The sequence below is a fragment of the Exilispira thermophila genome (assembly GCF_055389015.1).
This window is the reverse complement of sequence record NZ_AP042476.1, coordinates 1,120,337-1,133,722: the sequence shown is the minus strand read 5'-3', so window position 1 is coordinate 1,133,722 and position 13,386 is coordinate 1,120,337. Positions and strand designations below refer to the sequence as shown.

Below are 13,386 nucleotides of genomic sequence, written 5' to 3'. Positions count from 1 at the left end.
TTTACAATATCTGATAAGAAAAATCAAGAAAAATTGATTAAAATATTGTAATTTGTAAGTAATATGATAAAAAAATTATATATGAAAAAGATTATAAAGTTTAATAACAAAATATTAACTTATTATGAAATTACTGATTTTAATATTAAAAAAATTTTAAAGAAAAATGAAAATAAAATATTTTTTACTTCCAGAAAAAATTTTAAAATTGTTTTAAACTATTTAAAAATTAGAAATAAACTTAATCCTGAACAAAAATTTTTGTACTTACTTGAAAATTTGGAAACTAAAGATTATAACGATTATCCTGTTTATCTATTTTTTTATGGAAAAAAATTAATTTACAAAGAGTTTTTTAAAAAGTACATTATTAAAGGAGAAAACAAAAGTGCTGTTACAATTATAAATAAAAAAATTGAAAGATTGATAAAACACAAAAGTAACATTCTTGTTACATTTGATAATTTTCATTTAATTAAATTTAAAAATCCAAAAGCTAAACTTTTTTATTATAAAGATGCTGAAAAAATTTATTCACTTGAAGGAAAATATTTATGGATAAATCTTTCTGTTTCTGATACTGTAAGATATTTAAACTTTAATAGGTTAAAAATTTTTGGTTTAATTTATGATCCATTTACAATATGGAAATTATCTTTTTTAAATGATCATGATTTTGATGTAATTTAAATAAGTCTATAGAGTCTTATTTTTTTAAATCTTGAATTAAATATAATTAAATAATTTGAATTAATATAAGAAAATGTGAATTTTGTGGGAGTTAAGATTGAGATATACAAAAAAAATAATTAAAGGGATTAATTTTGATTTTGAAAATAAAAATGTCCTTGTTATGGGTTTGGGTTTAAATGGGGGAGGATTAGGTGTAACTAAATTTTTATATAATCAAAAAGCTAATGTAACAGTAACTGATTTAAAAGATGAGAATCATTTAAAAGAATCTTTAGAAAAATTAAAAAAATTTAAAGATATTAAATATGTTTTAGGACAACATAGAGAAGAAGATTTTATAAATAATGAAATAATAATTAAAGGAGCAGGGATTAAGTGGGGCAACAAATATGTGAGATTAGCATTAGAACATGGGAATTATGTTGATAGTGCGGCAGGTATTTTTTTTGAATTATCTAAAAATAAAAAAATTGGGATAACTGGAAGTAAAGGAAAATCTACTACTACCAGTCTTGTATATAAAATTTTAAAAGATGTAAACCAAAATGTAAAACTCGCTGGAAACATTTCAAAATCATTTTTTGAGGAGTTTGAAAGGGATAATTTTTTATCAACATATGTATTAGAATTATCTTCATGGCAATTGTATGATATTTCACTTCATAAGAAATCACCAGATATTGCAATAATTACAACATTACTTCCAGATCATCTTAATTATTATAAAACAATGGAAAATTATATAAAAGATAAAAAATATATTTATAAATATCAAAAAGAAAATGATTTTCTAATACTTAATATTGATAATGATTATATTAATTCTTATGTACTAAGTGACAATATTAAATCAAAATTGATATTTGTAACAAATTTAAATCATCCTGAAGATGAATTAATTAATAGGCTTAAACAACTTAAAAATAAATTTAAAAATAAAATTGAATTTATAATTGGATTTAAAAACAAAGAATTTTATATTTTTAAATTTGAAAATAGTTTTCAAAATGTAAGACAAAATATAAAAAATTTAAAAACACAATTTACAACATCAAAAAAATTAGGTTATTTTAAATTCCTGAAATTATTTGAAATTAAAAATACTTCTTTATTGGGAATTCATAATTTTTATAATATATCATTGGCAATTGCAGCAACAATTTTAGAAGGGGTTCCATTGGATATCATAAAAACTGGAATTGAACAATTTAAAGGGGTGAAATACAGGAATGAATATATTGGAAGCTTAAATGGGGTTAAATTTTATAATGATACAACTGCTACTGTTCCAGATGCTGTTGCTGCTACAGTCAACTCTTTTAAGAAAAAAGTTATTTTAATTGCTGGTGGTGTAGATAAAGAATTGAATCTTGATAATATGGTAAATGCAATTATTAATAATGTTAAATATTTAATTTTATTTAATGGAAATGGGTCAGAAAAACTATTAAAAATATTAAAAGATAAAGGGTTTAATAATTTATATTATTTTTATGATGATATATTTCTTGCAGTCAAAAAAGCATATAATATTTCAAAAAAGGGAGATATTATTCTCCTCTCTCCTGGATTTGCCTCTTTTAATATGTTCAGAAATGAATTTGAAAGAGGTGATTTGTTTAATAAATCTTTTGAAAAGCTAAAAAACCAAAAGTAATAAATATTAAAATTTATCTTAATAAATCTATTCAAAACATTTACCTTAAATTTATTTACATTTTTTTTATAAAAAGAAATATAATAAATAAATTAAGAGAAAAATAAAAAAATAATTAAAAAAAATGGAAAAAAATATAGAAAAAAATTTGACAACATTTAATATTAAATTAATATATAATAAATAAAATAAAATGAAGTGAGATTATGGGTAGATTTAAAAAAACAAAAGAGATGATATTTGGTGAAAAAATTGGGAATACCAGAATTGTTCCAGTAGCAACAAAAACAATAATATTTTTTGTTTTATTCTTTTTAACAGTTAATCTTTCAACAAATTATTTAAATTTAAGTTATAATAGAAATGAACAGATGAATCTGATGAAAAAGCTTTTAATTAAAGATCTTAAAAGTTTATATGAATTTGCAAACAATCAATATGATATTTATCAATTTAATCAAAAAATTGACCAGGTAAAAAATGATATAATAAAAGCTGCTAAGACTGATTTTACTTATAAAAAATCTGTTGCATTAGGAATTAAACCAGATGGTTCATTTTTGTTTCAAGCTTCTAATAATTTACCAGAAGAAAATATTTTTGATCCATCAATCTTGAAAATATTAAATGAAAAAAATAATGAAAACATAGAAGAGGGCTTTATTACTTTTAAATATAACAAAGCAAAGTATATAGGAGTTTATAAATTTAATAAAAAATGGGGTGTTTATTTAGTTAGAGGCGAAAATGAGGATGAGTTTTACTCAGCTACAAGAAAAATTTTTATAACAATATCTATTATTATAGTAATTTTTTCTCTATTATCTGCAATAATTGGTATAATAATATTAAATTATTTAATGAAATATATAGAAAAAATTTCAAAAGAAATTTATAAAATGATAAAAACTCAAGATTTAAAACTTATAGATTTACATGATGCTCCCCCTGATGATATCACTTTTTTAGGTATGGCATTTAATAGTTTAGCCAGCACAATTAATAACCTTGTAAGTATATTTAAAAAATTTGCAAATAAAGATATAGCAATTAAAGCTTATAAAGAAAGGGTTGTCAAATTAGAAGGTAGCAAAAGAGAATTGACTTGCCTTTTTTCTGATATTAAGAATTTTACTTATAGAACTGAAGTTTTAGGTACTGAAATTATTAATTTAATTAATTTGCATTATGATCAGGCTATAAAATCAATTATTAGATATGATGGTGTTATCGGTTCCATAATTGGTGATGCATTATTAGCTGTTTTTGGGGTTTTGGATGATGCTAAAATGAATAAATCCTATTCTTCAGTTTTAGCAGGGTATGAGATTCAAGAAATTGCAAAACATTTACGTGATGAAATGGAAGAAAGAAAAAAAAGGATAATAGAAGAAAAAGGTAAAATGGATGATTTTGAACTTAAAATTTATCGAGCAGTAATGATTGAAGTAGGTGTTGGTATTGATGGAGGAGAAGTTTTTTATGGGAATATTGGTTCAAATGAAAGAATGACAAATACTGTTATTGGTGATAATGTAAATTCCGCATCAAGGTTGGAGGGTTTGACAAGGATTTATAAAGTTCCAATTATTTGTTCTGGCTATATAAAAGACGATATAGAAAAAAATGTTCCTGATCATGATATTTTATTTATTGAAATTGATCAGGTTAGAGTTAAAGGAAAAACTATTGGGAAAAAACTTTATTGGCCTATTCTTAATAGGTATTTTAATGATGATTTGAGAAAGCAAATTGAAATATTTCAAAAAGGATTAGAACTATATTATAAAGGAGATTGGTCTCTTGCTAAGGAACATTTTAAAAAATGTAATTTACCTTTAAAAGATATTTTTATATTAAGAATAGAAAATACACAAAAACCTGAAGGATGGGATGGTATATGGACAATGAAAACAAAATAAATGAAGATAAAAATAAACTGGTTAAAAGTTTTATCACAGAAAATGTAGCTGAAAAATATGAAAAACCTAAATTGTATGATTTACAAAAAGAATTTGAAAAAACAAAAAAAAATAAGCAAACTTTTTTATGGGTAATGGTATTTAGTTTTATAGCTATAATTATTATTATTACAATTATCTTTAATATTTATATAGAAAACAAAAGAAGATTAACAACATTTAAAATACCTGAATTTCAGGAAATTAATTTAAAAGATTTACTTGATACAGCTAAAAAGTTACAAGAAAAACTTGATGCTGCAAAAGAAGAATTGAATGCATTAAAAGAAGAAAAAAATTTAAAAATACAGAGTATTAAAGATAAGATCTCAAATGATATTCAATTGGTTTTAGTAAAAAATATTAGTAAATACCAAAAAGATAGAGAAGTTAAAAATCTAAAAAGAGAACGGGATAAACTTATTAAAGAAGTTAATGACAAATATGACCCTTTAATTGCTCAAAAAGAGCAAGAGATTGCAGAAATACAAAAAGAACTTGATAAATACGATTCTAGGTTGAATGCTCAGGTAAAAGAAGCGCAGAAGCAACTTGAAAGATATAAAGAGTTGTCTGCTTTAGAGATGGAAAAAATTAAAGATCTATATGAAATCAAGATAAAAAAGTTAACTCAAAATTACGAAACAAGGATAGATAATCTAAAAGAATATTATCAAGAATATACTTCCATATTGGAAAATAAATATAATCCAGTTTTTAAAGATAAAAATGTAAAAAAAATATTAAATGAAAAATCAAAAATTGAAATACCTGAAAATTATTCTAAATTTGAAAATATATCAATATTAGAGAATGATAATATTATTAATTCTGAAGATAAAGAATATATTGAGAATAATTTTAATGATATTCTTGCATTAACAAAAAGACTTGGTGAAATACCTTATAAAAACTCTGTACCTATAGCAATAAATAAGATTTTGGAAAAAGTTAAATATTTAGATTATAAATATAATACAATATTGATTACTGCTGATAATGTGTTATCTGAAAAAAATGAAATTATATTTAATATTAAAAAAGAAAATTCTATGTTAAATCAAGTTGTTTCAACTATTCAATCAAGTCTTGATTTTTATTTAACAAAAATAAAAGAGGATGGAATCATTGTTTCTAAAAATGATGATAATTCATATTTTGTATATTTCAAAGATGGTTTAGAGGTTGTCGATAATCAACCAGTTTATGTTTTAAGAAATTTTAATATTATTGCAAAAGGTACAATTAGAAAGAGTGATAATTATTATTATATTACTGTTGACAAAGTTATTAATGATGAAACAATTTATCCATTTGATCTAATAGTTTTATCATATAATTATTAAGGAGATTAATTATGAAAAGATATAAAATAAATAATATATTTTTAATTTTAATAATATTATCAATATTATTTATATTTTTAAGTTTAGACTGGAATGATTTAGGATTAAAAGTAATTGAAAAAACATCTTTAGAAAATGGGATTCAAAAATATTCTGTTGAAGATGAAAATAAACATAATTTTGAGATAATTCTTTTTAAAAATGTTGAAATGGATAGATTAAAAGAAATAAATTCATTAAATAAAATACTATTCAATTTAAAATTTATAGATATTAAAAATTTAAAGTATTATGTTACAAATGAAGATATAGAAATTTCAATTATACCTGAAAATATAGTAATTAATGAAAAAAATTATAATGGCTACTTTCCAGCAGGAATAAAATTCTATTTTGTTGATTCATTATATTACAAAATTAAAATATTTACTGGTGAAAATTTTATTCAAATAGAAAATAAATTTATTGATGAAAAAAGTTTAACAGATTTGATTTCTGATGTTATTAAAAATCCTAAAAAATATTTAGCTGAAAATAATTTACAGTATTTATCCTCAAAAATTGATGAGCAAGAAAAAACAATAAATAATTTAAAAGAGCAACTTGATGAATTAAAAATTCTGGTTAAACAAAACAAAGAAAATATTGATAAACAGATTGATCTTATTAATCAATATATAGATTATTTACAGGATACAGCTTTAACTTTAGGTAATCAGGGTTTATTTAAAGGACCAACAAAAATTTCTAAAGAAGTTGTTAATGCTGTTTTAAAATTAAAAAATGAGAATTCTAATATTACAACAAAAGAGATATTGGATAATTTAAAAAATCAAAATTTAGATGCTTCTGAATGGGAGGTAAAATTAATCCTTTTAGTTTTTTATGATGAGTTTTAATGAGTAAATTCAACAATAAAATAATTCTTTTTATTTTTCTTATTATTTTTTTTCTACTTGTTTCATGTCAGGAAGAATATAGATATTATAGATCAGAAAACATTAATCTTGATAAAACAAAAGAAAATAAGAACACAAAAAATGTTATTGAAAATTCTGATTTAAGAGAAAAAATTGTTAAAATTGCAAATGAAGTAAAAAAAGAAAAAACTTTTATTTTCAAGGGTTTACATTTCAATTATGACTGTTCAGGATTTGTAAATTATGTATATTTTAAAGCTGGTATAAATTTATTAAATTACAGAGTAAAAAACTATGATAATGGAGTTGAAAGGTTATATCGATTGGGTGAAAAATATTTTATGCTTTCAAAAACTAAAGGAAATATTGGTGATATAATCCTGTTTGACAATACTGTTGATTCTAATAAAAATGGTTTATTTGATGATATTTTAACTCATGCAGCTATTGTAATAGATTATGATAAAACTAAAAAAACATATAAATTTGCTCATATATCATCCAGTGGGTGGAGTATAGGTTATATGAATCTTATTTATAAAAATGTGTATAAAAAAAATGGGATTTATTTTAATACTTATTTAAGAAAAAATGATACCAATCTTTCAACAACACCTTCAAAGTATCTATCTTCAAATTTATTTAATAGTTTTCTCAATATTGTTGATTTTATAAAATAATAAAGAAAAAATTATAATACATAACAATAAAAAAAATAAAATGCAATCTATCAAAATATTACAAGGTAATATAATAGTATGCAAAACAAAATGATATAAATATAATTAGATAAATGTTAAAATTATTATTATTATAAATTATAAAAAAATACCTTAAATTAAATATTATTAGAAATATTCTACAGATAATTTATTTTCCAAAAGTTTCTTTTAATCTGATTAAAGCATCTTTTAAAATTAATCTGGAAGTAGCAATATTTAATCTTTGATAAAATTCACCTTCTTTTCCAAACATCAATCCATCATTTAACCATAATTTTGCATTATTATTTATTTTTTCATAAATCTGATCATGAGTTAACCCTGTGTTTTTAAAATTTAACCATGTTAAAAAAGTACCTTCTAGTTCAGTAACCTCAATTTTAGGTATATTCTTATCAATAAAATTTTTTAAAAAAAGATAATTGTTGTAAATGTAATCCAGAACTTGATTTAACCATTCTTCTCCATAATTATAAGCAACTTCAGTTGCTATAATACCGGGTATATTTGCAAGATGAATTCCAGAAGCTGATAAAATATTTTCATATTGTTTTTTTAAAGCTGGATTTGGTATTATAGTATTTCCCATCATAAAACCAGCAATATTAAAGGTTTTGTTTGGTGCAGTTGTGGTAATTGTAATATTTTCGATTTCTTTTGATATAGAAGAAATTGGTATATGTTTTTTATTAAAAGTTAGATCCATATGAATCTCATCAGAAACTATTTTAATATTATTTTTCAAACAGATTTCAGCTAAAGTGGTCAACTCCTCTTTATCCCAAACTCTTCCAACAGGATTATGAGGAGAACAAAAAATTACCATTTTTGTTTTTTTTGTAATAGATGATTTAAATTTATCAAAATCGATTTTAAAGGAATTTTTTTCTTCTATTAAAGAAATTTCGATCGGTATTCTATTGTTAGCAAGAATTTGTCTTTTAAATGGAAAATATACTGGAGTGAAAATTATAATTTCATCACCTTTATTGGTAAATGCTTGAATTGCAAAACTAATTGCAGCTACAACTCCTGGAGTATACATAATCCAATCTTGTTTTATTGTATAATTATACCTTTTTTTAAACCATGTAATAATACTCTGGTAATATGAATCAGGTATAAATGTATATCCATAAACTGGATTCTCTAACCTCTTTTTTAAAGCATCAACTATCTCTTTAGCAACTTCAAAATCCATATCTGCAACCCATAAAGGTAATACCCCTTCTGGTTTATTATAAAGTATATTTCCATCCCATTTTATTGAATTTGTTCCTTTTCTATTTATTATTTTATCAAAATTATAAGTCATAAGCAAATCCTTTCCTATTTTTATAAAGTAAATGTAATAAATGAAATTATAGACATAAGTAAAGTGTATATAGCAAAAATCCAGAATTTTCCTTTTTTTATAATATAAACTAATAATTTCAAGAAAAGATATGAAAAGAATGCGGAAATGGTAAATGCTATAATTACAAGTAATAAATTTTGTTTTAAAAAATCTAGAGCTGAATTTTTAAAAAGATCTAACACTAATGCTCCTAAAACAGCAGGGATAAAAAGTGTGAAAGAATAATAAGCTGCTTCCTTTCTATCTACTTTAAGAATTAATGATGCAGCTATAGTACTACCAGATCTTGAGATTCCTGGAGCAATTGCAAATCCTTGAAAAATACCTACTATAAAAGGATAAAGTATATTTTTTTTAGAAATTGAAGTTGTTTTTTTGTCTGTGAAAAAATAGGTAGAAAAAAGAATAATTGTTGTAATAAAAAAAGTTATATATAGATATTTTGCTGAAGTAAAAAGTTTATCAAATATTGGTTGAAAACTTATATACATTAGAAAGGTGATTATTGTAGAAATTGTAATATAAATTATAAATTTTGTTTGTGGTTTTTCCTGTTGTTTTTCTTTTAATTCAAGGTAAGAATATTTTAAAGTATCTAAAAGGTTCTTAAAATAAAAAATTAAAACAGCAATTAAAGAACCTAAATGCACAGTAATATCAAAAATCAATGGCAATTGATTTAAATTGAAGATAGTCTGAAAAAAAAGTAAATGCCCTGATGAAGAGACAGGTAAAAATTCTGTAAATGCCTGTAATAAGGATAAAAATATAATTTTTAAATACATTAAAATACCTCCATTATTTTATTTATAGACTTATATTTTCTCTATAATAATTTAATTTTTGTGTTTGAAAAAAGTTATCATTTATTAGTTAATTTACAATTGGAATTAATCATAATTTTCAGTTGTTTTTATAATTCTATATTGGTAAATAAAATTTATTTAAAAGGAGTAGATAAAATAACAAAAATAAAAAACTATAAACAATTTTTAATTTTCGACAAATATTTATTGATATTTAAAAATATTTTAAAAAAAACTTGACAAAATTTAAAAATATTTAATAATAAGTGGTGAAAAGTGGGGAAAAGTGTACTATAATTATGTTATACTATGGAGAATATCATTTAAAGCTTGATGAAAAAGGTAGAGTTCCAATTCCATCTAATTTTAGATTAAACAAAGATAATCAAAAATGGGTAATTACCAAAGGGTTGGATGGTTCTTTATTATTGTATACTTATGAAAGATGGAGCGAGGTAGTTAAAACACTTAATAATCATTTGTCTTATAAAAATGAAAAAGATAGATTGTTTTTTAGATATTTTGTATTCCCAGCTAAAGAGATTATTCTGGATAAACAGGGAAGGCTTCTTATTCCAAAATCTCTTGTAAGTTGGGCAAAAATAAAAAAAGAGGTGATTTTTTTAGGAGCTTTAGATAAAATCGAGATCTGGTCAGAAGAAAATTGGGAGGGGTATAATAAAAATTCTTTTGACCAGATCAACTCGATACTAAAAGATATACCAGATTTTAAGTTTTAGTAAAATAAATTTTATTTATGATGAAAAGAATTTATTAATATAATAAAAATAATAATAATAATAGTAATAATTTTTGAAAAATTAAAACTAGCTAAAATTAGTTATACAAAATTAATTTTATAAAAAGGGAAAATTGGGAAGAGAAATTGAATTATCATGTACCTGTATTATTGAATGAAATTATTTCAAACATGAATATCCATGATTTTGAAAATAGGAACTCTTTAGTTATTGTTGATGCATGTTTTGGGGAGGGGGGATATACTAAAGAGTTCCTTAAAATTGATCCAAGAATAAAAATTATTGGAATTGAACAGGATAAGCAACTTTTTGAAAAAATAAAAGATCAATTTGATCCTTCCAGAGTGACTCTTTTTAATACCAATTTCATAAATATTGATTCTATTTTTGAAGAATTAGAAATAAATTATGCTAATTATTTTGTGTTTGATTTAGGAATTTCAATGTTTCATATTAAAGAATCAAATTTAGGGATAACTTTTTCTGTTGATCAACCTCTTGATATGCGTATGTCAAACGAATGTAAATATAGTGCAGCAGATGTTGTTAATACATTTGGATATGAGGATTTAGCAAATATTTTTTATAATTATGGAGAAGAATATGCTTCCAGAAAGATAGCAAAGATGATTATAGAAAAAAGAAAAAAAAAGAAGATTAAAACTACTTCAGAATTAGCAGAATTAGTTGCAAATGTGAAAGGAAGACATGGTAAAATCCATCCAGCAACAAAAGTTTTTCAAGCTTTAAGAATTTTTGTGAATAACGAATTAGAAAATTTAAAACAAGTTCTGTTGAAATCTATAAGAAGAACGATAATAAAAGGAAGAATATTTGTTGTAACATATCATTCTTTAGAAGATAGAATTGTTAAAAATTTATTTAAAGAAGAAGTTGAAAATAAGTCAATCATTAAAATTAATAAAAAACCTATAATTCCTGAATATAAAGAGATTGTGAAAAATAGATCAGCAAGGTCTGCAAAATTAAGAATTTGTCAGAAGGTAAGTTTATGAATTTAAAAAGTTTAATTGTTATTATTTTAATTATTTCCTTTATTGTATTTATTGGATTTAAAACAATAAAAGTAAAAAATGAAATTTCTTTATTAGAGAAACACATTAGTGAATTAAAAGAGGAAAATTCAAATTTGGAGTTAAAAAAACAAATTTTGTTCTCAATAGATAATTTATCAAAATATTTTAAAGAGGAAGAGTTAAAAAATATAAATTCAAATGATTTATTTATTATCAAAGAGAAATAGAAGTTTATAATTATATTATTAAATATAAAATAATTATTTTCATTGGTTTAAGTTTTTATACTTAATTATAATTTTATCATCATTATATGAAAAAACCTTTTATACATAATGAAATATTAAAAATGTAGTTTATCATAATATTATATTAGAGGGGAAGATGGATTTTTATAAGTTAATTAAGTATTTATTAAATAAATCAAATCAAATTAAAAATATTATTGAATTTAATAGTAATAAAAAAATTTATAAAAATAAAAGTCTGGATGAAATAAAAAGTTTTAAAAATTTCATCACACATATTTATTATGATACAAGGAAACTTGGAAAAGAAATTTCAGAAACTTTTGATAAAGAGATTTTAAAAGGTTTTGTTTTTATTAAAGGGGAAAAATATAATCCATATGGGGAAATAGATAAAATAATTTCTTTAAAAGTTAATATCCTTTTTATTGAAAGTAAATTTTTAGATAAAATCTTAGAAAAGTTAAAAACTATAAAAAATAATATACAAATTCCATTTTATTTAATAATTTCTGAAAATAATAGATTGTTATTACCATGGATAATAAAGTTTCAATATAATTTTATTGATGAAAATTTCTATATTTGTGGAGTTACAGGTACTAATGGAAAAACTACAACTGTTAATCTACTTAAAGAAGCATTAAATTCTATTAACAATTTATCTGCTTCAATTGGTACCATAGGTGTTCATTATAAAAATTTAAAAGATGAAAATAAAAGTATAGAGATTGAAAGAACAACTCCTGAAATATATGACATTTTTAAATACTTAAAAGATTTAGCTAATGAAGGAATAAAAAATATTTTTATAGAAGTTTCTTCAATTGCTGCTGTTTTAGGAAGAGTTGAATCACTATCATTTGATTCTATTATTTTCACAAACATGACAGAAGATCACCTTGATTTTCATAAAACACTAAAAAATTATTATAGTTCAAAATTAAAATTTATTGATTTATTGCAAAATTCTCCAAAAAATAAAAAAATTTTAATTTTTAATCATGATGATCCAAATTCAAGGTTAATATTGGAAAAACTTAAACAAATAAAAGAAAATTCTGGAAGTTTAGACTTTTTTATTATTACTTATGGAAAAAATAATATCGATAGTTTTTATTCTAAAGATAAATTATATGAAGAAAATTTATTATTTAATGTTTTTATAAATTCAATAAAAAATAATTCAGGTATTTTGAAAATAGATTATAAAATTTTAAATAATAAATTTAAATATACATTCCAAAAAGATATTGAAATTGAAATTCAATCAAATTTGATTGGTGAATACAATGCATATAACATTGCAGCAGTTTTATCAGTTCTTTATTTTAAAGAAATAAATTTTGATTTGATTAAAAATTCTTTTGAAAAAATAAATGTCCCTGGGAGATTAGAAAAAATAAGATTTAATACAAATGATATATTTATTGATTATGCTCATACTGAAGATGCTTTAAAAAATGTATTATTGACATTAAAAAATTCAAATTATGAAAATATTATCACAGTATTTGGATGTGGTGGTGATAGAGAAAAAGAAAAAAGAGAAAAAATGGGGAATATAGCAGAAAAGTATAGTGATTTAGTAATTGTTACTGATGATAATCCAAGAAATGAAGATGAAGAAATAATAATAAATATGATTTTAAAGGGTATAAATAATAAAGATAAAGTTATTGTTGAAAAAAATAGAAGTAAAGCTATTGAAATAGGTATTTCTAAATTGAATGAATTAAAAAACTCATGTTTACTAATTGCAGGGAAAGGACATGAAAATTATCAAGAAATAAAAGGTGAAAAAATCTATTTTTCTGATAAAAATCAAGTGATAAAAAACCTGGAAAAATTTAAAATATAAAATATAAACAGAAAATT

Annotated in this window: 12 protein-coding genes; 10 read left to right on the top strand and 2 right to left on the bottom strand. The window is 21.7% G+C overall.

Features of this window, described 5'->3' with window-relative positions; translation table 11 throughout:
* The first annotated feature begins 81 nt into the window (after nt 1-81).
* The 6 genes from ACZ5EC_RS04885 to ACZ5EC_RS04860 all read left to right on the top strand — a co-directional run bounded on the left by ACZ5EC_RS04885 (nt 82) and on the right by ACZ5EC_RS04860 (nt 7,257).
* Nucleotides 82-690, top strand: a complete 609-nt coding sequence (locus tag ACZ5EC_RS04885) for a hypothetical protein (protein WP_464303838.1) — start codon at nt 82-84, stop codon at nt 688-690.
* Between the two features lie 97 nt (nt 691-787).
* Nucleotides 788-2,350 (top strand): UDP-N-acetylmuramoyl-L-alanine--D-glutamate ligase, encoded by a 1,563-nt coding sequence (murD, locus tag ACZ5EC_RS04880; protein WP_464303837.1) that lies wholly within the window; start codon nt 788-790, stop codon nt 2,348-2,350.
* Between the two features lie 206 nt (nt 2,351-2,556).
* Nucleotides 2,557-4,272 carry an adenylate/guanylate cyclase domain-containing protein gene (locus tag ACZ5EC_RS04875; RefSeq protein WP_464303836.1) on the top strand — a complete coding sequence of 572 codons (1,716 nt, stop codon included), beginning with the start codon at nt 2,557-2,559 and terminating at the stop codon, nt 4,270-4,272.
* Nucleotides 4,251-5,657: a hypothetical protein gene (locus ACZ5EC_RS04870; protein ID WP_464303835.1), complete on the top strand. Its 1,407-nt coding sequence runs from the start codon at nt 4,251-4,253 to the stop codon at nt 5,655-5,657. Before ACZ5EC_RS04875 ends, ACZ5EC_RS04870 begins: the two co-directional genes overlap by 22 nt.
* 11 nt (nt 5,658-5,668) lie before the next feature.
* Entirely contained in the window at nt 5,669-6,556 is an 888-nt protein-coding gene (locus ACZ5EC_RS04865) for a hypothetical protein (RefSeq protein WP_464303834.1), read from the top strand.
* The gene (locus ACZ5EC_RS04860; protein ID WP_464303833.1) at nt 6,556-7,257 is read left to right on the top strand and encodes an NlpC/P60 family protein; all 702 of its coding nucleotides are present in this window, start codon (nt 6,556-6,558) and stop codon (nt 7,255-7,257) included. Before ACZ5EC_RS04865 ends, ACZ5EC_RS04860 begins: the two co-directional genes overlap by 1 nt.
* A 190-nt stretch (nt 7,258-7,447) precedes the next feature.
* On the opposite strand, the gene ACZ5EC_RS04855 is transcribed toward ACZ5EC_RS04860, so the two are convergent.
* Together ACZ5EC_RS04855 and ACZ5EC_RS04850 are read right to left on the bottom strand one after the other, a co-directional pair.
* Entirely contained in the window at nt 7,448-8,614 is a 1,167-nt protein-coding gene (locus ACZ5EC_RS04855; RefSeq protein WP_464303832.1) for a MalY/PatB family protein, read from the bottom strand.
* Between the two features lie 20 nt (nt 8,615-8,634).
* The gene (locus tag ACZ5EC_RS04850; RefSeq protein WP_464303831.1) at nt 8,635-9,441 is read right to left on the bottom strand and encodes an undecaprenyl-diphosphate phosphatase; all 807 of its coding nucleotides are present in this window, start codon (nt 9,439-9,441) and stop codon (nt 8,635-8,637) included.
* Nucleotides 9,442-9,761: 320 nt separating this feature from the next.
* On the opposite strand from ACZ5EC_RS04850, the gene mraZ reads away from it, so the two are divergent.
* From mraZ to ACZ5EC_RS04830, 4 genes are all read left to right on the top strand, one after another.
* Entirely contained in the window at nt 9,762-10,202 is a 441-nt protein-coding gene (mraZ, locus tag ACZ5EC_RS04845) for a division/cell wall cluster transcriptional repressor MraZ (RefSeq protein WP_464303830.1), read from the top strand.
* A gap of 146 nt (nt 10,203-10,348) precedes the next feature.
* Entirely contained in the window at nt 10,349-11,239 is an 891-nt protein-coding gene (gene rsmH, locus ACZ5EC_RS04840) for a 16S rRNA (cytosine(1402)-N(4))-methyltransferase RsmH (protein WP_464303829.1), read from the top strand.
* A complete protein-coding gene (locus tag ACZ5EC_RS04835) occupies nt 11,236-11,487 on the top strand; it encodes a hypothetical protein (protein WP_464303828.1) in 252 nt (83 codons plus the stop codon). The genes rsmH and ACZ5EC_RS04835 overlap by 4 nt, the downstream gene beginning before the upstream one ends.
* A gap of 157 nt (nt 11,488-11,644) precedes the next feature.
* Nucleotides 11,645-13,369, top strand: a complete 1,725-nt coding sequence (locus ACZ5EC_RS04830) for a Mur ligase family protein (protein ID WP_464303827.1) — start codon at nt 11,645-11,647, stop codon at nt 13,367-13,369.
* The last annotated feature ends 17 nt before the right edge of the window (nt 13,370-13,386 follow it).

Bases quoted from the DNA above. Each gene is read 5' to 3' on its own strand.
- ACZ5EC_RS04885 (WP_464303838.1), top strand. From the start codon at position 82: ATGAAAAAGATTATAAAGTTTAATAACAAAATATTAACTTATTATGAA.
- ACZ5EC_RS04875 (WP_464303836.1), top strand. From the start codon at position 2,557: ATGGGTAGATTTAAAAAAACAAAAGAGATGATATTTGGTGAAAAAATT.
- ACZ5EC_RS04870 (WP_464303835.1), top strand. From the start codon at position 4,251: ATGGACAATGAAAACAAAATAAATGAAGATAAAAATAAACTGGTTAAA.
- ACZ5EC_RS04865 (WP_464303834.1), top strand. From the start codon at position 5,669: ATGAAAAGATATAAAATAAATAATATATTTTTAATTTTAATAATATTA.
- ACZ5EC_RS04860 (WP_464303833.1), top strand. From the start codon at position 6,556: ATGAGTAAATTCAACAATAAAATAATTCTTTTTATTTTTCTTATTATT.
- ACZ5EC_RS04855 (WP_464303832.1), bottom strand. From the start codon at position 8,614: ATGACTTATAATTTTGATAAAATAATAAATAGAAAAGGAACAAATTCA.
- ACZ5EC_RS04850 (WP_464303831.1), bottom strand. From the start codon at position 9,441: ATGTATTTAAAAATTATATTTTTATCCTTATTACAGGCATTTACAGAA.
- mraZ (WP_464303830.1), top strand. From the start codon at position 9,762: ATGTTATACTATGGAGAATATCATTTAAAGCTTGATGAAAAAGGTAGA.
- ACZ5EC_RS04835 (WP_464303828.1), top strand. From the start codon at position 11,236: ATGAATTTAAAAAGTTTAATTGTTATTATTTTAATTATTTCCTTTATT.
- ACZ5EC_RS04830 (WP_464303827.1), top strand. From the start codon at position 11,645: ATGGATTTTTATAAGTTAATTAAGTATTTATTAAATAAATCAAATCAA.